This window comes from Treponema bryantii (assembly GCF_900111035.1).
GTDB classification, from domain to species: domain Bacteria; phylum Spirochaetota; class Spirochaetia; order Treponematales; family Treponemataceae; genus Treponema_D; species Treponema_D bryantii_C.
In genome coordinates, this window is record NZ_FOFU01000003.1 from 68,031 (window position 1) to 87,838 (window position 19,808).

Annotated in this window: 16 protein-coding genes; 4 read left to right on the forward strand and 12 right to left on the reverse strand. The window is 37.9% G+C overall.

The window, feature by feature from the left end; genetic code table 11:
- Positions 1 to 11 precede the first annotated feature (11 nt).
- The 10 genes from BMY21_RS06770 to BMY21_RS06815 form a co-directional block, all read right to left on the reverse strand.
- Positions 12 to 821 carry a hypothetical protein gene (locus BMY21_RS06770; RefSeq protein WP_074642112.1) on the reverse strand — a complete coding sequence of 270 codons (810 nt, stop codon included), beginning with the start codon at positions 819 to 821 and terminating at the stop codon, positions 12 to 14.
- Between the two features lie 91 nt (positions 822 to 912).
- The gene (gene mmsB / locus BMY21_RS06775) at positions 913 to 2,154 is read right to left on the reverse strand and encodes a multiple monosaccharide ABC transporter permease (protein ID WP_074642113.1); all 1,242 of its coding nucleotides are present in this window, start codon (positions 2,152 to 2,154) and stop codon (positions 913 to 915) included.
- A gap of 1 nt (position 2,155) precedes the next feature.
- Positions 2,156 to 3,703 carry a multiple monosaccharide ABC transporter ATP-binding protein gene (gene mmsA / locus BMY21_RS06780; protein ID WP_074642115.1) on the reverse strand — a complete coding sequence of 516 codons (1,548 nt, stop codon included), beginning with the start codon at positions 3,701 to 3,703 and terminating at the stop codon, positions 2,156 to 2,158.
- A gap of 111 nt (positions 3,704 to 3,814) precedes the next feature.
- Positions 3,815 to 4,876 (reverse strand): multiple monosaccharide ABC transporter substrate-binding protein, encoded by a 1,062-nt coding sequence (gene chvE, locus BMY21_RS06785; protein WP_074642117.1) that lies wholly within the window; start codon positions 4,874 to 4,876, stop codon positions 3,815 to 3,817.
- A gap of 188 nt (positions 4,877 to 5,064) precedes the next feature.
- Complete coding sequence (locus BMY21_RS06790; RefSeq protein WP_074642118.1) at positions 5,065 to 6,114, reverse strand: sugar ABC transporter substrate-binding protein; 1,050 nt, start codon at positions 6,112 to 6,114, stop codon at positions 5,065 to 5,067.
- 1 nt (position 6,115) lies between these two features.
- Positions 6,116 to 7,681, reverse strand: a complete 1,566-nt coding sequence (locus BMY21_RS06795; protein ID WP_074642120.1) for a response regulator — start codon at positions 7,679 to 7,681, stop codon at positions 6,116 to 6,118.
- Complete coding sequence (locus tag BMY21_RS06800; protein WP_074642121.1) at positions 7,674 to 9,191, reverse strand: sensor histidine kinase; 1,518 nt, start codon at positions 9,189 to 9,191, stop codon at positions 7,674 to 7,676. Before BMY21_RS06800 ends, BMY21_RS06795 begins: the two co-directional genes overlap by 8 nt.
- Positions 9,192 to 9,196: 5 nt before the next feature.
- Positions 9,197 to 10,144: a sugar ABC transporter substrate-binding protein gene (locus BMY21_RS06805; RefSeq protein ID WP_074642123.1), complete on the reverse strand. Its 948-nt coding sequence runs from the start codon at positions 10,142 to 10,144 to the stop codon at positions 9,197 to 9,199.
- Positions 10,125 to 12,527 (reverse strand): AAA family ATPase, encoded by a 2,403-nt coding sequence (locus tag BMY21_RS06810; protein ID WP_369665168.1) that lies wholly within the window; start codon positions 12,525 to 12,527, stop codon positions 10,125 to 10,127. Before BMY21_RS06810 ends, BMY21_RS06805 begins: the two co-directional genes overlap by 20 nt.
- Positions 12,520 to 12,831: an ATP-dependent Clp protease adaptor ClpS gene (locus tag BMY21_RS06815; protein WP_074642125.1), complete on the reverse strand. Its 312-nt coding sequence runs from the start codon at positions 12,829 to 12,831 to the stop codon at positions 12,520 to 12,522. Before BMY21_RS06815 ends, BMY21_RS06810 begins: the two co-directional genes overlap by 8 nt.
- Before the next feature lie 68 nt (positions 12,832 to 12,899).
- Between BMY21_RS06815 and BMY21_RS06820 the strand changes: the two genes are divergently transcribed.
- Genes BMY21_RS06820 through BMY21_RS06835 form a run of 4 tightly spaced genes read left to right on the forward strand, consistent with a single transcriptional unit; the run spans position 12,900 to position 16,597 of the window.
- On the forward strand, positions 12,900 to 13,757 hold the full coding sequence (locus BMY21_RS06820; protein WP_074642127.1) for a DUF1295 domain-containing protein: 858 nt from the start codon (positions 12,900 to 12,902) through the stop codon (positions 13,755 to 13,757).
- A 51-nt stretch (positions 13,758 to 13,808) separates the two neighbouring features.
- On the forward strand, positions 13,809 to 14,558 hold the full coding sequence (locus BMY21_RS06825; RefSeq protein WP_074642128.1) for a rhomboid family intramembrane serine protease: 750 nt from the start codon (positions 13,809 to 13,811) through the stop codon (positions 14,556 to 14,558).
- A gap of 22 nt (positions 14,559 to 14,580) precedes the next feature.
- Positions 14,581 to 16,338, forward strand: a complete 1,758-nt coding sequence (locus tag BMY21_RS06830) for a class I adenylate-forming enzyme family protein (RefSeq protein WP_074642130.1) — start codon at positions 14,581 to 14,583, stop codon at positions 16,336 to 16,338.
- 31 nt (positions 16,339 to 16,369) lie between these two features.
- Complete coding sequence (locus BMY21_RS06835) at positions 16,370 to 16,597, forward strand: hypothetical protein (RefSeq protein ID WP_074642132.1); 228 nt, start codon at positions 16,370 to 16,372, stop codon at positions 16,595 to 16,597.
- A gap of 80 nt (positions 16,598 to 16,677) precedes the next feature.
- On the opposite strand, the gene BMY21_RS06840 is transcribed toward BMY21_RS06835, so the two are convergent.
- Positions 16,678 to 18,438 carry a BspA family leucine-rich repeat surface protein gene (locus tag BMY21_RS06840; RefSeq protein WP_074642133.1) on the reverse strand — a complete coding sequence of 587 codons (1,761 nt, stop codon included), beginning with the start codon at positions 18,436 to 18,438 and terminating at the stop codon, positions 16,678 to 16,680.
- A gap of 39 nt (positions 18,439 to 18,477) precedes the next feature.
- Positions 18,478 to 19,767 (reverse strand): BspA family leucine-rich repeat surface protein, encoded by a 1,290-nt coding sequence (locus tag BMY21_RS06845; RefSeq protein WP_074642135.1) that lies wholly within the window; start codon positions 19,765 to 19,767, stop codon positions 18,478 to 18,480.
- Positions 19,768 to 19,808 lie beyond the last annotated feature (41 nt).

Consider the following 19,808-nt stretch of genomic DNA (forward strand, 5'->3'; position numbering starts at 1 on the left):
ATTTTCGACTGTTAATACTCAAAAGGTGAGTTTTTTAATTTTGTAAAAACACCCTTGTCTGCACCAAAAGGAACTATAGAAGGAATATTATATTCTGGACTTATCAATATTCCACAATCCAGACAGTGAAGTACGAACTTGTGGTATTCATCCTCTGGAAGTTTAGGGAAAAGATAAGGGCCTCTGCGTTCCCAGTATTTTGTAAGAACAGGATCATAAATGAACCAGTTTTTTTCTTCACGTTCTTGGAGTGCCTTTATCAGATTGTAGATTGCACGGGTATAAGCTACTTCCATTGCAAAAGGAAGTTTAATTGCACCGCGAACAAGAAGTAAAGCATCAGGATTCTCATTGAGTTTTTTGGTATCCAAGGCCAAAAGATAAACTGTTTCTGCCCAGGGAAGGGGAGGACTCAGAATAAGAGCTGGTATTTCTGAAATATTGATTTTTTCGTTTTGAATATTCCATGGCCGGTAAACACTTGTACCTTCCGGAAATATTGAAAGACCTGCAGCTAAAGCTGCTTTTTGAGATGAAAAACATAATACTGTTCTGTCTGAAGCAAACAGCTCGCTTACTACCTTCTGAAGTTTTAATGATGGCTTATCTTCACAGATAAAACTTCCTGTCTGTCCGCGGGAAATAGTGTTCTTCATCAGTGTGAAAGCACTTCCACCTTCCCAGCCAAGAATTGCACGGCCTTCTTCCTGATACATGTCAGTTACGCGCATATTTTTTGCTGTATATAAAAAGCATCCCCGTGCGCGTTTTACAGCACCATAGCGATTATATAATTCAACAAATAATTCAGACTTATTCATAACTATATTATAACAAAAAACTGCCGAAGTGTCTTACACTTCGGCAGTAAAGTTTACAAGAAGGACTTAAATGAAACTTTTAATAGGCAATTTATTTGCTTGTTTTCTTTCTCTTTGAAACAACGTCAAAGATTACAGCACCAAGAAGTACCAGACCCTTAACAGCACGCTGCCAGTTCATATCTACACCGAGGATTGACATACCATTGTTCAATACACCCATGAAGATAGCACCGATTACAGCACCTGAAACTGTACCTGTTCCACCATAAGCTGAAGCACCTCCGATGAAGCAGGAAGCGATAGCATCCATTTCGTAGTTCTGTCCGGCTGTTGGCTGAGCAGAGTTCAAGCGGGCAATTGTTACAAGAGCAGCAACTGCAGAAATGAATCCCATGTTTGTGTAAGCAAAGAACATTACGTTATCTGTGTTTACACCAGAAAGTTTAGCAGCCTTTGCGTTACCACCAATTGCATAGAGGTAGCGGCCAGGAACTGTATTCTGTGTGAAGTATGAATATACTGCGATGATTACACCCATCAGAATAAGAACTACTGGAAGACCACGGTCACGTGCAAGGAACTGACCCAAAATCAAGATTACGATTGAAAGAATTACAAGTTTAGAAACAAAAGATCCTGTTGAAGAAACTGTGTAATTGTTCTTAATCTTCTTGCGGCGGCTGATGATTTCCATAATTACGAATGCAAGAATACATACGAGAGTGATGATAAGAGTTACCATCAAAGTATATTTATCTACCCATTCATCAAAGAGATCAAGTTCACCGAACTTTTCCATTGTTTCATCACTTGGGCTAGGGATGAAGCTTTCAAAAAGGTTAAGATATTTCTGTGGGAATGGAGCAATTGGTTTACCATCAAGGATGATTGTTGCAACACCACGCCACAAAAGCATACCAGCGAGGGTAGTGATGAACGGTGGAATGTGGATATAAGCAATGAAGAAACCATGGAAAGCACCAATCAATGTACCCATAAGGAGACAGAGACAGATTGCAAGCCAGATAGGCATTCCAAGATTTACAATGAATACACCTGCAAGAGCACCAACAAGGGCAACTACAGAACCAACAGACAAATCGATGTTACCACCGGTAAGAATACAAAGCAGCATACCTGTAGCAAGAATAGCTACGTAAGCATTCTGACGAATAATGTTTGTGATGTTTGCAGGAGCAAACAAAGAGCCGTGTCCAGAAATTCTAATAAGGATTTCGAACAAAAGCATTACTCCTACAAGAATAAAAATCATAGTGTTGCCTTTCAACACTGACTTAAGTTTATTGCTAACTCTAGCTTTGTTTTCCATTTTATTCTCCTAAGTTCTCAGTCTTACCTGAGTTAATAATCTCAGTCATAATCTTTTCCTGAGTTGCATCTTTACCATTCATTTCTGCAATCATTTTACCTTCATTCATTACGTAAATGCGGTCACACATACCAAGAATTTCAGGCATTTCAGAAGAAATCATAATTACAGATTTACCTTCAGCAACCATTCTGTTGATGATACAGTAGATTTCATACTTAGCACCTACGTCGATACCTCGTGTAGGTTCATCAAGAATCAGAATATCAGGTTCTGCAAAAAGCCATTTTCCGAGAAGAACCTTCTGCATGTTACCACCGGAAAGGTTTCCTACATCTTCCATTACAGTTGCACACTTAGTATGCATTTCTTTTGCCATCTGTTCTGAATACTGACGCTCTTTATCAAAGTCGAGTACAAAGTGCTTTGAAATCTTTTCAGGTTTTGCAGCAGTTGTATTCTTACAGATTGATTCAGTAAGAATAAGTCCGTTACCTTTTCGGTCTTCTGTTACATAAGCAAGGCCGGCTTTAATTGCAGATTTTACATTAGGGAAGGAAACTTCCTTTCCGTTCATATATATTTGACCATGGATGTTTGTACCGTAAGAGTGTCCGAAAATACTCATTGCAAGTTCTGTACGTCCTGCACCCATAAGTCCTGAGATACCAAGAACTTCACCTTTGCGAAGATTAAAGTTGATGTTATCGCAAACCTTAATTCCATCAAATACAGGATGGTCTACGCACCAGTTTTTAACTTCAAAACAAACTTCACCAATGTGAGGTTCGCGCTTAGGGAATCGGTCTGTAAGAGAACGTCCTACCATGGCCGAAATAATAGTATCTTCAGTAAAGTTATCTTTTGCTTTATCAAGGGATGTGATAGATGTACCATCACGAATAACTGTAATTTTATCAGCTACATATGAAACTTCGTTCAATTTATGAGAAATGATAATTGAAGTCATTCCCTGTTTTTTGAATTCCAGAAGCAGGTCAAGAAGATGCTTAGCTTCTGTATCGTTCAAAGATGCTGTAGGTTCGTCAAGAATAAGAAGTCTTACGTTCTTACCGAGTGCTTTTGCAATTTCTACAAGCTGCTGTTTACCTACACCAATATCCTTAATTAAGGTTTTTGATGAATCTTTAAGACCAACCATTCTTAAGAGTTCATCTGATTTATCAAAGGTCTCGGACCAGTTGATTTTTGCTTTAGATCCTCTTTCGTTTCCGAGGAACATATTCTCACCGATTGTGAGAAGTGGAACAAGGGCAAGCTCCTGATGAATGATTACAATACCTTTTGCCTCACTGTCCCTGATTGTCTGGAACTTACAGATTTCACCATCGTATACAATGTCGCCTGTGTATGTTCCATATGGATAAATACCGCTCAGAACATTCATCAAAGTTGATTTTCCGGCACCATTTTCACCACAAATAGCATGAATCTCACCTTCTTCAACGGTCAGATTTACGTTATCCAGAGCTTTTACGCCAGGAAATAACTTGGTAATATTTTTCATTTCCAATAATGTTTTAGCCATTGGAACCCTCTTTAATTAATAATTTGTAGATGATTAAAAAAAAGGGCTGTCTGGTGGTTTCGATTAACTCCACCACCGGAAGGAACAGCCCTTTAATCAAGTCATGTCTGACTATTTAAGTTCAGATTCCTTGTAGTATCCTGAATCAATAAGCAATGTCTTGTAGTTATTGATATCACCGAATACTGGTTCACAAAGATATGATGGAACAACCTTTACGTTGTTGTTGTATGTCTTTGTATCATTTACAGGAGCTTTCTTTCCTGAGAGGATAGCGTCAACCATTTCAGATACTTTTGAAGCGAGTGTACGTGTATCCTTGAATACAGACATAGCCTGGGTTCCCTTAAGCATGTTCTTTACAGAAATGATATCACAGTCCTGACCAGTGATGATTGGGAAGTTAGCAGCTGTATAACCAGCAGAAAGGAGAGCGTTTGTTACACCGTTAGCTGTAGAGTCGTTAGAGCAGTATACAGCGTCAAGTTTTGTTCCCTTTGGACCGTACTTGTTAGATGTAATAAGGTTTTCCATTCTCTTCTGAGCTTCTTCTGTAGACCAGTTAAGAGTAGCAGCCTGTGCTTTTTCTGTCTGTCCTGAGCGGCAAACGATTACACCCTTCTCGAGGTATGGTCTAAGAACGTCCATAGCACCACCGAAGAAGAAGTTGATGTTGTTGTCACCTGGGTCACCAGTGAAGAATTCCATATAAACTGGGTCAGAAGCTGAGCGGCTCTTGAGTCCGAGCTTGTCAACAAGGTAGTCACCCTGGAGAGTACCTACTTTGTAGTTATCGAATGTTGCATAGTATGTAACTGCATCTGTATCCATAATAAGGCGGTCGTAAGCAATTACCTGAATCTTCTTTTTCTTAGCTGTTGCAAGAACGTTAGAAAGAGCAGATCCATCGATAGATGCGATTACGAGAACCTTACATTTTCCTGTAATCATGTTTTCGAGCTGAGATATCTGTGTTGGGATATCGTTTGCTGCATACTGGAGGTCTACATCATAACCAGCTTTTTCGAGCTGAGCTTTCATGTTTGCACCATCCTGGTTCCAGCGCTGAAGGTCTTTTGTAGGCATTGAAACACCTACTTTTGCTTTTGCTTTTGCAAATACTGCAGTTGATAATGTAGCAACTGCCAAAAGAATAGCGATAATTTTTTTCATAGAAAAAAACACTCCTAAATTTTTTTTTATTAGAGCCAACGGCTCTTTTATACATATAGGAGTATAGCGTATTAAAAGTCCTGAAATTCACGCAAAATCTTAAGAATTTTGCTATTTTCTTATTTTGTTTAGGGGATTTGTACTAGGAAAATATGTTAAATCTAGATTTTTTTGTGGTTTAAATTGTGCTAATTTTTATAGATAGAAGCAGCACTATGGAAGCCGGATTCTATAATTACTTTATCCAGATTATATTTATCAACATGGGTTGGTTCGAGCCAGATTGCAGGAATTTCAGCAAAACCATTGTTGATAGGGCGGATTCTGAAGCGGTTTTCAGATATATCTTCCTTGCGGGCAAGGTGAACTGCGCATTCTGCTGCAACTTCTGCAAGCTGAATGATTGGTTTGTAGATGGTAAAGTCCTGTTTTCCCTGAATAATATACTGACAGGCTGAAATATCAGCATCCTGTCCGCATACAGGAATATGTGTATCCGGATAGTAGCGGTTAATTGCCTGAATGACGCTGGCTGCAACCGCATCGTTTCCGCATATAATGGCATCTGGGAAAATATCACTTTTAAGAATTCTAACCATTTCCTGATAAGAAAGATCGTAATTCCAGCCGTCGGTATAGAAAGTATGATTAATATGAACGGATGTGTTTCGCAAAATACGTTTTATTCCATCCATAATAAGAGTCATATTATAATCTTCTGAAGGTCCAAGAATGCAATACCAGTTTTGTCCCTTTGTGCATCTGAGCATTTCCTGGGCCATCTGCTCGCCAACCTTCTCACTGTCGATAGTGAGATAAAGGTTTACATCGGCATTAAGAGCAAGGCGGTCATAAGAAATAACAGGAATATTTTTTGCGCGAAGCTTCTGTACGCTTTCTGTAATAGATGCAGCATCTTTAGGAAGAACAACAACACAATCAACATTGCGTTCGAGCAGATACATAAGCTGACGGTTCTGCTCTTCAATGCTGTTGCCGGCATTCTGGACAATTACGTCCGCGCCCATTTCCTTTACCTTGTTAATAAAAACATCCATGTCGCGCTGCCAGCGTTCGATTGCAAGCGTATCAATGGAAAATCCTATAGTCAGAGACTTTGCCGGTGCAGCAGAAGGCTGTCGGATTGTAGAAGAGGCTTCCTGTTTTTTACAGGAAACAAAATAAATAGTTGAGAGACAGAGTGTTACTGTCAGCACATAACGAAACTTTTTTAACATTTTATTTTACCTTCCTGTATTCCTTTGGTGAAAGGCCGTACTTTGTTTTAAATATTCGGCTGAAGTAGTTCTGGTCATTATAACCAACCTCAGCAGTAATCTCTTTAATAGAAAGATTGGTTTCAGACAGAAGCTGACGTGATTTTTCAAGCCTCTTGTCAGAAATAAAATTGATGAAAGTTTCACCTTTTTCTTCTTTGAAAAGCTTACTTAAATAGAAGGAACTTACACCTGCAAAGTCTGCAGCAGTTTCGAGTGAAATATCCTGTGAAAGATTTTCATCAACATATGTGCACACTTTCTTAATGATAGGATTTTCTTCTGCCTTTTTAACACTGGAAACTGCCTGTGTACATTCCATAAGGAATTTCTGGGCAAACTCTTTTATCAGTTTAATATCATTTTCTGTACTGAGCGTTGCAAATGCATTATCGAAAGTATCGCTTGAAAAAGCTTTGTTCTGTTCTTTTGTTGCATTGTTTGCCGTAACAATTAATTCAAAGAATGAATTTTTGATTTTATCTCCAGGAAGCTGCTGGGAAATCAATTCAGAAGTAAAGAGTTCAAGGAAAGATTTTACTCCATTTGAATCTCCAGATGAAAGTTTGTTTATAATCTGATTTTTGAATTCTCCGGTACTTGATTTCTTTAAGGTTGATTCCTGCTCACCGGTAAAACTCATTCCATCAGAAAAGATAAGTCCGCCGCCTGATGCTGATTTATTAAGCGCAGAAAGTGCTTCACTGTAAGAAGCCTGAAGTTTTGTTTTATCAGAAAAGATTGTGCTTACTCCGGCACGGATTCCTGTTGTAATATTATAGCTGAGGGTAGTGTAGAATTTTTTAATCTGTTCCTGGATTTCTGAATATTCAGGGGTAACAGAAAAAATGGGGAAAAATACTACAATACGGTTCATGATAAAGCTGCTTACAAGACAGCGGTGCTCTGTATTTAAAAGTTCATGAATCTTTAAGTATGTGCTGTACTGGTTATCTGAATTGATGTTTGGGAACTCAAAACAGCAGAAAACCCACGGATTATCGGTAAGATTAAAATAATCGAGGTAAGAAGATAGATCTATAGATTTATCATTGTTGTAGATACAGGCATAGATAAAATCATTTTCAATCATTGGAGAAACAAGGTCGAGTTTTTTGTGAAGCTCCATATCGGCAGAAAGCTTACCCTGTTTTTCCTGAACCAGCTGCATTGCGCCTCTGATAGTTTCTATTACAACATTTCTGTTTACCGGCTTTGTTATATATTTATAGGCTCCAAGATTGATTGCTTCCTGTGCATACTGGAAGCGGTCAAAAGCACTTAAAATCACAAAAACAATATTCGGTTTGAGCTTTGTGATTACACTTACAGTTTCAAGTCCGCTGAGTCCAGGCATGTTGATGTCCATGAACATAATGTCGATATTTTCTTTCATAACAATTTCAATTGCTTCTGTGCCGGAAAGTGCAGTAAATACACGGGCTTCATCAGCAAAGTTTTTGTTGATTATGAAGGAAAGAGAATCGATTACAATCTGTTCATCATCTGTTACTAATATATTAAACATGCTTTGGAATCCTGATTATAAACTTTGTGCCAGGGGTTTCTGAAGTTCCCTCTGCATCAGTAATATCAAAAAGATCATCCCTATGAAACTGAAGTCGAAGTCTCAGGAAAACACTGATAAGACCTGTTCCATTATGTGTAGAATTATCATCCAGCACTTCTGGTGCAAGTCTTGTAGTTCCGGAAGCAACAGCTTCAAAAACAGCTTTTCGAGTCTGTTCAGGCATTCCTTCTCCATTATCAGAAATACTTATGACGATATATTTGTCTTCAATTGAAACTTCAAGGCAGACTTTTCCTTTTGAATTTTTGAGTCCGTGCTTAATACAGTTTTCAACAAGAGGCTGTAATGTCATTGAAGGAATCTGCTGAGGGAAAGAACCTTCGGGAATCTTTTTTATAAATTCAAGGCGGTTACCAAAACGCACCTTCATTATATATACAAAATTATCTACCAAAGCGAGTTCTTCGTCAATTGAAACTGTGCGGCTCTGCTGCTGAATATTATAGCGGAAGAAATCTGCAACCTGTTCAATAAAGTAACAGGTCTTGTCGGCATTTTCCATCATGGCAAGCTGGGCACCGGTATTCAGTGTATTGAAAAGGAAGTGCGGGTTTATCTGATTCTGAAGGGCGCGGAGTTGGGCATCTGTATAAAGCGCCTGCATTTCAATTTCCTTTTCCTTTAGTTCTGCTTCGGTACGGGCCTTTTCCCAGATTGTATCGATGTATTCGCGGATACTGATAATCATTCGGTCAAAAGCTTTACAGATGTTTCCGATTTCATCATTTGATTCACGGTTAAAAAGCGGAACGTCAAAATTACGGCGGGCAACTTTATGTGCAACTTCAGAAATTTCCACAAGTGGATCCATGATTGAAGTGATAGTGAAGTAGAGTACAAAGAAAATTAAAATAGAAAAGATAAGGAAGAAAACAACACCCAGTGTATTTGAGATTACGATTTTTGATTGATTTGCTTCGTAACGCTCAGCATTCTGTTGAAGGCGAAGATTGTTCAGTTCGAGAATCTGAGAAAGCAGATAGTTATAACTGTCCATTGCATAACTGTAGTTCAGCGAAATCTCATCTTCATTATTCGCACGTCGTGCAGAAATTGCAAGATTACTATAGTAGAGAAATGCTTCAGTTAGCTGATGAACAATATATTCTTTATGAGCAACTTCATTTTTTGAAGGGAACTCCTGAAACTTTTCAAAGTAATCTTCAACCTTTGTGCGTGAGTTATAGTAAGCATCAATACTTTCAAAGGTACGGTAGCTTACATAATCTTCCATGGCTTTTTCTGTTGTAGTAACAGCCTGTGAGAAATGTGTAAGTTCAGAGTTGGATTTATATGAAGCTCCAAGGTTATTCATTGAATAAAGCGAGAGACGCATTGTAGTAAGCAGACTGGCAAAAAGTATGAGAGTCGCAATTGCGATACAGATCATAATTCGCCAGCGGAGGCTTTTGTTTCTGATGTAGTTGATTAGATTTAACTTCATCATAACTTTTACCTCAGTGCCGTGCTGATTTTTACATCTGCTGTAATGTAACTGTTTGCGTAACCCTTTGTGCGGTATTCAAATAATTCACGAATTGCAGTTTCTCCGATTTTTTCAGGATCCAGAGAAACAAGTTTTTCTATCCAGCCCTTTTGAAGATAGAGCTGGCATACTTCGTTACCGCCAAAGCCAATAAGCTTATATTGAGTCATATTAAACTGTTCAGAAAGAATCTGAGCAGATGTAATGGTGTCATCTTCTGTAAGTGAAATGAAGATATTGTTTGTACCTTGAAGCTGAATTTCTGAAGATAGTTTATCAATTACTGTTGTCGTAATATTGTAATTATCCTGTAAGGCAGCATGAATACTGTTTATGAGGCTGTTTGAGCTTTGGTTTGCAGATTCTTCGAGAATGTAAACATTTCCACCATTTGGTAAAAGTGTCTGAGATTCATCTGCGATTTTTTTTCCAAGCTGCCAGTTGTTGGTTCCGATAAAAGAAATCTGCTGCATATTTGGAGAAAACTGTCCAACTGTGATAATCGGAATTTCTGGAGAATCGGAACGTGTAAGGAGAACAGGTGGTTCTTCTGCAGAATCCATATAGATAATGATTCCGTCTGCGTTCATAAATGAACAGTAATCCAGAAGGCTCTGTAGAGATTCTGTGTCTGCCTGTGAGTTTGGAACATGCAGGTCTACAATCGTTTTGTAAGCGCCTGCAAGTCTGGCTGCTCCCTTATATACTTCAGAAAGAAAGCTCTGATTTTCGTAGGTTCCTGTTATGATTACATGATACAGACAAGTATCTGATGGATTATAATCACTTTGATTCTGGATTCTGGCTCGGGCAGAAAGAAAAACGGCATAGAACAAAATGGCAAAAACGAGAAGTGCGATGAATGAAGAAATCAGCAGAATCCATTTTATGAGCCTAGTTGTTTTCTTTTCCATAAGTGAAAGTTATACCATTTTGAGATTTTGATGAGAGGGTTGTTTTGCCGGAGTTTTTATAATCTGCAGTTACTGCACCGCCCTTTTCGAGCTTTCCAAAAAGAACTTCATCTACAAGGCGGTCGGCAATTTCATCTTCAACAGTACGGGCAATATTGCGTGCTCCGAATTCCTTTGAATAGCCGAGTTCTGTAATGTACTGAACGGCGCGATCTGTAACAGTGAGCTGAACTTTCTTTTCCTTCATGCGCTGAGCAAGGCGGTCGATTTCCTTGCGGCAAACCTTCTTTGCAACTTCAATATCCAGATAATTAAATGGAATTACGGCATCGAGACGGTTACGGAATTCCGGAGGGAACTCGCGGCTTACTGCGTCCTTGAGTGAAGCTTCTATATTTGCAGGTGTGGCATCGCCAAAACCAATACTGCCTTTTTCAAGTTCGCGGGCACCGGCATTACTTGTCATGATGATAATGCATGAGCGGAAGTCTGCCTTGCGTCCCTGATTATCGGTAAGCTGACCGTAGTCCATTACCTGAAGCAGAACATTGTATATATCTTCGTTTGCCTTTTCAATTTCGTCAAAGAGAATTACTGCATGCGGATTTTTGCGGACGTCTTTTACAAGCTGTCCGCCTTCTTCAAAACCAACGTATCCTGGAGGAGAGCCGACGAGACGGCTTACAGTATGCTTTTCCTGATACTCACTCATGTCGTAGCGGAGAAGTGGTTCCTTGAGGATGGCGGCTAAGGTGCGGGCAAGCTCTGTTTTTCCGCAGCCTGTAGGTCCTACAAAAAGATAGCAGGCTTCAGGTTTTTCCGGATTACGGAATCCGGCGCGGGCTCGTTTAACGGCTTTTCCAAGAGTTGTGACGGCAGTATCCTGACCGAAAATACTCTGAGAGAGTGTAGCTTCTATTGTTCGCAGTGAATCTTTTTCTTCGCCGCGGAGAGTGTCCAGCGGAACTTTTGCGATGCGGGACGTAACGCGGCGGATAATGTCTGTGGTAACACGGACCGGCTGTGGCGCGGTTGCGACGAGACCGGGGTGTGAGACGGTGCCGGTGCGTGAGTCGCGCCTACCGGTGAAGCCGCCTGATTTCAGGATGTGCTGGTATGAGCCGGCTTCATCAATAATATCAATTGCCTTGTCTGGAAGGCGGCGGTCCGGCATAAACTGAATCGAAAGTTTTACAGCTTCTTCTACAGCGCCGTCTGAATATACCGCATTATGATGTTTTTCGAATTTAGGAATCAGACCTTTTACAATCTGAACAGTTTCTTTCTGAGAAGGTTCAAGAATATCAATCTTCTGGAAACGACGGGCGAGGGCTCGGTCTTTTTCAAAGTTCTTTGAAAACTCTTCAAAAGTTGTAGAGCCGATACACTTAATTTCACCGCTTGCAAGAACAGGCTTTAAAAGATTAGCTGCATCAACCTGAGTTGATCCGTTAGAACCTGCTCCCATAATCATATGAATTTCATCTATAAATAAGATTGATTTCTTCTTTTCTTTGAGTTCGTCAATTACAGAATGTAATCGCTCTTCAAAATCACCGCGGAACTTAGAACCAGCAAGAAGAAGTCCGATATCAAGCGCATAGATAGTGTAGCCTTTAAGAAGGTCTGGAACCTGACCATTTACAATGCGCTGTGCGAGTCCCTGTGTAATTGCTGTTTTACCAACACCTGCATCACCAACATGCAGCGGGTTATTTTTTGAACGGCGGCAAAGAATCTGGATTGTACGTTCAAGTTCGGCTTCGCGGCCAACAAGAACATCATAAGCGCCTTTTGCGGCCTGTTCTGTCATATTAACTGCGAAACGTTTTAGACCGCCCTGATTATTTGAGCCCGGCATATCACCAGGAATCTGATTTTGATTTTGCGGATTCTTTTTAGGAGGTCTAACCTTTGTAATATTCTCCATTAGCTTGAGTCGTTCAACACCACAGGTTTTCAAAAAATAAGAACTGTAGTTCTTGCTTTCGTCGAACATACTCAAAAGAATATCGGTAATATCAATCATGTCTGAATCGCACGAAATACAGTGGAAAACGGCGCGGTTCATCATAGCCTGAAAACCAGCTGATTCAACAGGAGCTTTAATTATTTCAGGATTTGCATTTTCGGAAATTACAGGAAGTTTGGTTGTGAGATAATTGCTTACTTCACTTTTGAGTTCTTTTGTATCACCACCACTATTTGCAAGCAGCTGTTCAACAAATTCATCTCTAATGGCAGTGGCAAGCACATGCTCGGGGGTGAAAAATTCGTGATGAAAATCTTTTGCAACTAAGAGCGACTCAGACAGAATTCGGCTGAGCATGGTGCTCACCTTCATCTGTTTTACGCTGCCCTGTGGTTTTTCCTGATTACTCAACTTCTACCCTTAACGGAAATCCGTTTTTTCGTGCTGCCTGTATAGTAAGGTTTGTGCGTGAGACAGCAATATCATAAGTATAAACGCCTACAACAGAAGATCCTTCCTGATGCACAGTCTGCATCAACTCTTCTGCTTCGCTATGAGACTTGTTAAAAATAGATACAAGAACGTCTACGACAAATTCCATTGTCGTAAAGTCATCATTATAGAAGACAACCTTTCGTTCTGGAGGAAGTGTGATAGAGGCATCTTCTGCAACACCGCTTCCTGCCTGTGATATCTGATTGCTGTAATCGCTCATACGTATAATATAGCACAAAAAAGGCAAAAAAAGAAGATAAAAAGTAAATTTGCGTGTATAATTGAATTATGATTAAAAACAGATTTGCAGCTCTTGCTGTGATTATTTTAGTTTATATTCTTGCTGTATTCGGCGGAATTTTCGCTTATGAGTTTTTCAATGCGACTTATTCCTATCAGATTTCACTTTTACTGGCTGATATTACAGCAACTGTAATTGTCTTTATTTTTAGTCTCGTATTTAATAATGCTTCTGTATATGATCCATACTGGAGTGTACAACCGCCTGTAATTCTAGCAGCTACAATTGCTAAGGTTTGTGATTTTTCTGAATTGTCAGGCAGTCTCGTTCTTTCTCTGCTTCTTTTTGCTGTCGTAGCTTTCTGGGCATTCCGCCTGACTGCAAACTGGGCTTATAATTTTGAAAGTTTTGAATATCAGGACTGGCGTTATGTAATGTTACGTCAGAAATCTGGAAAACTCTATGGTTTTGTAAACTTTTTTGGAATTCATCTGTTTCCAACTATTGTTGTTTATCTTTGTATTCTTCCTGCTGTTACTGTAGTACATGAAGGTGCTGTTTTTCAGCCGTGGTGTATAGTGTTTATAGCTATAAGCTTTCTTGCAGTTATATTCCAGGGAATAGCAGATATCCAGATGCATGCGTTCAGAAATTCCGGTACAGCAGGTTTTATTCATACCGGTTTATGGAAAAAATCCCGCCATCCAAACTATGCCTGCGAGATTCTTATGTGGTGGGGTATTGGACTTGCAAGTGTTGTAGCACTGGGTGGAAATCTTATACTTCTAACAGGAGCAACTGTAAATACTCTTATGTTCCTTTTTGTAAGTATTCCTCTGGCAGATAAACATCAGGCGCGAAAACCAGGTTTTGAAGAATATAAGAAAAGCACCAGGATGCTGTAAAATTACTGAAAATTCATACGTTTTTTACAGATTTCATGCTATACTCTATTTATGAGTAAAAAGAAGTTTAAAATAAATCTTAAAGTTTCGTATGATGCTCCGGTTACTCTTTCATTTGTAATAATCTGTGCAGTTCTCTTTCTATTAAATAGTTTTGTAATAAAAAACGGCTCAATGGAAAAGATTCTGGCGTCTCCGACAACTCAGGCTGGAGCGCTGCCCTTTATTGTAAAACAGCCTTTATCGTATATTCGTCTTCTATTATATATCTTTGGAGCAGGAGACGGCTCTGTCCTTATTACCAATCTGATTCTTATAATGCTTCTGGGACCAGCAATGGAAGAGCGTTATGGTTCTGTAATTATAGGAATTATGATTTTTGTGTCGGCTTTATTTGCCGGAGTTTTGAATGCCTGCTTCTGTGTAGAAAGTCTTCAAGGTGCGGTTCCTGTTGTCTGCATGATGATTTTTCTTAATGCCTTTATGTCCTTTTCCAAAAAGACTTTTCCTCTTTCTTTTGCTGCAGTAATAATTCTATTTATTTTTCTTGAAATTTTTACTGGGGCGGGTGCTGTAAAAATTATCATCTGTATTGCCGGAGGTTTGTGCGGCAGTCTTTTTGCATTCCTTACATCTCCTAAAGTTAAAGCTTCGAAAAAGACATCGGGTGGTCTTTTAAGTCGTGCTGAAAAAATAGCCTACGCTGAAGAAATCGACAGTCAGAGTCCTAGAAATAAAAAGAATAAAACTCCTTCTTATGATGATGACGAAACTACAGTAGTCGGAACCTTAAAATTTTAAAATATAGCTGGAGATATAAAAAATGTTTTCACAAGAGAATTCTCAGTCTATAAAAACCGGATATCCAAGTATTGATAAACCTTGGAATCAGTTTTACGAAGGAGCTGAACGAAAAGATTTATTTCTGAATACAACTCCATATATTGGTCTGATAAAGAATAATAAAAATCATCTTTCCGAGACTGCTATTGAATATTTTGGTGCAAAAATTTCTTATGGCAAATTATTTGAGAATATAAATAGAGTTGCAAAATCTCTGGAAAAACTCGGTGTAAAGAATGGAGATTTTGTAACAATATGTTCTACAACAACTCCTGAGGTAATCTATACATTTTATGCATTAAGTAAGATTGGGGCCGCTGCTAATATTATATCTCCTTTTTTTTCTGAAAAAGATTTTCTGATGCGTATTGATGAGTGTAAAAGCAAGGTTATCATTTTTGCAGACAGATTTTTTCCAAAATATCGGGAAATATTTTCAGAGCATCCAGATAAAAAAGTTGTAATTCTTCCTTTGATGAATTCTACAGTTCTCAGATTTTTTTCAAAACGTATTAAGATTAATAAAAGCAATGAAATCAGCTGGAATACATTTATCAAAATTGGAAATAATCAGAAAGAAACTTCGGTTTGTCCTTATGAGGTTCATAAGCCTTTAGCAATGGTTTATTCAAGTGGAACAACAGGAGCGTCAAAGGGAATTGTTTTATCTGTAGATAGTTTTCAAAAATTGATTAATGCGTATGGTAATTCAGGCTTTGAAATTACAAGAGGAAAGTCTATTTACCAGAATGTTCCGCCATGGCATTTGACAGGTTTAAGCCTCAGTATAAATTTTCCGTTATCTTATGGCGTCAAAATCTGTATAGATCCTCGTTTTGATCAATATTTATTTGTCAAAAATGTACTGAAATTTAAGCCTGAATATATACTTACCAGTGCAATAATGTATCAGGGCTTTACACTTGAAAAAAGTCTGAAAAAACTGAAAGGAAAATCTTTAAGTTTCTTAAAATATCCATTTAGTGGAGGAGAAGTTCTAACAGCAAAAGATGTTGAGCAGATTGAGTCTGTTCTTAAAACTCATGGCTGTAAGGCTCGTATGTTAAGTGGATATGGACAATGTGAGAGTGGAACTACAGTAACAACTGATATAACAAATTATAAATTTTCTAACAGTGCATCAGGCATTCCTTTACGTGATATTGCAATCATAGGAGTCTTTGATGAAAATCATAAAGAATTAAAGTACAAAGAGCGTGGAAACATAATGGTAAAATCGGAAGTTTGCATGCTCGAGTATCTGAATAACAAAGAAGCAACAGAAGACTATTTTTATATTGATGAAAATGGAGAAAAATGGTGTAAGACTGGAGATATAGGATATATTAATCCGGATGGGAGCCTTGTTGTTTTGGGGCGCAAGAGTGACTGCTCTGTAATAAACGGTAAGACAATTTATAATTTTGATGTAGAGGCTGCAATACAGTCATCAAAAAATGTAAAAATATGTGAAGTTCAGACACACCCGAATAATATTAATGAATTAGTTGCTCATATAGTTTGGGAAAATGAAGCAGCTGACATTATAAATAATAATCCTGCTAAAGAAATGGAATATTTGAGGGAACTGCAAAGCAGCCTAAAGAATCTTCTTGTTCTTCCTGATGCAGTTCCTCATTTATTCTGTTCCTGGCTTTCATTTCCTATTGCTACTTCCGGAAAACGAGATATTGCCTTTATAAAGAAGTCAATTGATAATATTCGGGAATTGAAATAATTTTACCGGCATATTAAAATGAGGCAATTTTATGAAAAGCATATTAATTAAAGATACCACCCGCGAAGAACGCGAACAGATTATAAAAGACTCCCTCGGCGACGACTGGGACGTAGGCTGCGGCTATGAAGGAACCGGCATTGACTACCAACTTTACATTGATGGTAAGAAGGAACTCCGTGACTTGAATGCCGAAGCAAAGTGTGGCTTCGAGGTTGCACATCCGGAAGAAAGAAAAAACGGCTGTGGATTATATTAGTTATTAGAGGGTAAATGAAACGGGCAAGAACAGAGTTCTTGCCCGTTTGCGATTTTGAATCGAATTAATAGATGATTGTCCTATTTTGTTGTAAAAGTAATTCCTGATGGCCAGTCTGTGCCTAATGTCCAAGTGGCTGGGGTGTAAATTACTTTTAAGGTACTAATGGTTAAATAAAACATCGAATCTTTACGTGTAACACTAGAAGTATCAAAATTTCTTAAATCAAGAGTTCTAATATTATAACAGTTATAGAACATATAACTCATATCGGTAACTTTTGAAGTGTCAAAGTTGCTTACGTCAAGACTAGCAATATCACATTGGAAAAACATGTAGGCCATATTGGTAACATTAGAAGTGTCAAAATTACTTAAGTCAAGACTGGCAATACCACATTGGCAAAACATGTTGGACATGTTGGTAACATTAGAGGTATCAAAATTTCTTAAGTCAAGACTAGCAAGATTGTGGCAATTGGAAAACATGCTTGACATATTGGTAACATTAGAAGTATCAAAATTACTTAAGGCAAGACTAGCAAGTTTATCACATTGGCCAAACATACCAGTCATATTGGTAACATTAGAAGTATCAAAATTACTTAAGTCAAGACTGGCAAGATTTCGACAATAGTTAAACATTTCGGCCATATTGGTAACATTAAAAGTATCAAAATTACTTATGTCAAGATTAACAAGATTTGAACACATAAAAAACATGCGGGCCATATTGGTAACATTAGAGGTGTCAAAATTACTTAAGTCAAGACTAGTAAGATTTGAACAGAATTCAAACATGCAGAACATATTGGTAACCTTAGAAGTATTAAAATTACTTAAGTCAAGATTAGCAAGATTTGACATAGAAAACATGCTTGACATATTGGTAACATTAGAAGTATCAAAGCTGCTTATGTCAAGGGTTGTAAGTTTTTTGCATTTATAGAACATTTCGCTCATATCAGTAACATTAAAAGTATCAAAATTGCTTACATCAAGAGTTGTAAGATTTATGCAACTCAAATCATTAGATGAACCGAACATTCTTCTCATACTAGTAACATTAGAAGTATCAAAATTTTTCAAATCTATAGATTCTACGCATTGAAAAGCATTAAAAAATCCTGAACAATCTTTTGGCGCAAAAATAGTAAGACCTGCAGCAGAAACAACTATACTTCCATCATTTGAATTATAATAAACTGTAACGTTTTCTCCTCCAGACCATGTTTTGGTAAAGGGACCTGTATAAGCTTTTTTGATAAAACTGATAGACTTTACACTCGATTTTGAAGGTGCATTTTTGTTATTAAACCAGTTTTTAGATAAAATTGCAGTTTCTTTCTCCCACTTGTTTTCTATTGTTACTGTTACGCCTGCTGTAACTTCATAACTTTCGAAATTTGTATAGGTTATGGTCAGATCAAAATCGCCATTGGCAAAGGTAACATTTTTAATTACTGGATCAGAGGTGGCAATAATAGTCTCTTTATCTGCCTTGTAGGCTGTAGACTTAAAGGTGTATTCGCCTTCTTTTTTACATTCTACATTAATGCTTGAGTTTTTGCTGTAAAACTCGGTTGTGTCACTAACTCCGCCATAGGTAACTGTTGTGGTGTTGTAGGCCCAGTCCTCTTTTGTATAAGGAATCTGCTCTGTTATGGCGCGGGCTTCATTATTTACCATTCTGATAGTAACAAAGTCGTTGTCGAGGATTATCTGACCTTTTGGGGATTCGTTGATATTACCTGAGTCAAACTCATTATTACAAGCTGTAATTCCGGCAACCAGCAAAACACTTAGGACAAGTGCGGCAAAATTTTTGAAATAGTTTTTCATTTTCTAAATCTCCTTTTTAATACTGCTATACAAATTGTACTATTCTTCTGTGAAGGTTACTCCTGCCCAGTCTGTGCTTAGTGTCCATGTGGCTGGATTGTAAGTTACGTCAAGACTAGAGCATTCCTCAAACATTGAAACATAACTAGTAACATTTGAAGTATCAAAATTTCTTAAATCAAGAGTTTTAATATTATGACAGCATTTGAACATATAACCCATATAGGTAACTTTTGAAGTGTCAAAGTTGCTTACGTCAAGAGTTTTTAAATTACGACAATGCATGAACATGCTGCTCATATTGGTAACATTAGAAGTATCAAAATTTCTTAAATCAAGAGTAGTAAGATTTGAGCAATCGTAAAACATGTTGTACATATTGCTAACTTTTGAAGTGTCAAAATTACTTACATCAAGAGTAGTAAGTTCTGAGCAACCGTAAAACATACTATCCATATTAGTAACCTTTGATGTGTCAAAATTACTTACATCAAGAGTAGTAAGTCTATAGCAGTTGATAAACATACCACGCATGTTAGTTACATTTGATGTATCAAAATTTTTCAAATCTATAGATTTTGCGTAGTTAAAACCACGAAAAAGTAATGAACAATCTTTTGGCGCAGCAATAGTACGTTCTGCAGCAGAAATAACTATGCTTTCATTATTTGAATTATAATAAACTGTAACGTATTCTCCTCCAGACCATGCTTTTGTGAAGGATACGGTATTTGCATTTTTGATAAAAGTGATAGATTTAACTTTGTCTTTTGAAGGTGCATTTTCATTTTCGAACCAATCTTTAGATAAAGCAGCGATGTTTTCTTTCTGTTCCCCCCACTGGTTTTCAATTGTCCCTGTTACGCCGATGGTTACTTCATAACTTTCGAAATTTGTATAGGTTATGGTCAAATCAGAATTACCATTGGCAGTGGTAATATTTTTAATTACTGGATCAGAGGTGGCAATAATAGTCTCTTTGTCTGTCTTGTAGGCTGTAGATTTAAAGGTGTATTCGCCTTCTTTTTTACATTCTACATTAATGCTTGAGTTTTTGCTGTAAAACTCTGTTGTGTCACTAACTCCGCCATAGGTAACTGTTGTGGTACTGTAGGCCCAGTCCTTTTTTGTGTAGGGAACCTGCTCTGTTATGGCTCGGGCGTCATTATTTACCATTCTGATGGTAACAAAGTCGTTGTCGAGGATTATCTGAACTTTTTGGGCTTCGTTAATATTGCCTGATTCAAACTCATTATTACAAGCTGTAATTCCGGCAACCAGCAAAACACTTAGGGCAAGTGCGGCGAAATTTTTGAAATAGTTTTTCATTTTCTAAATCTCCTTTTTAATTCTACTATACAAAAAAGGAA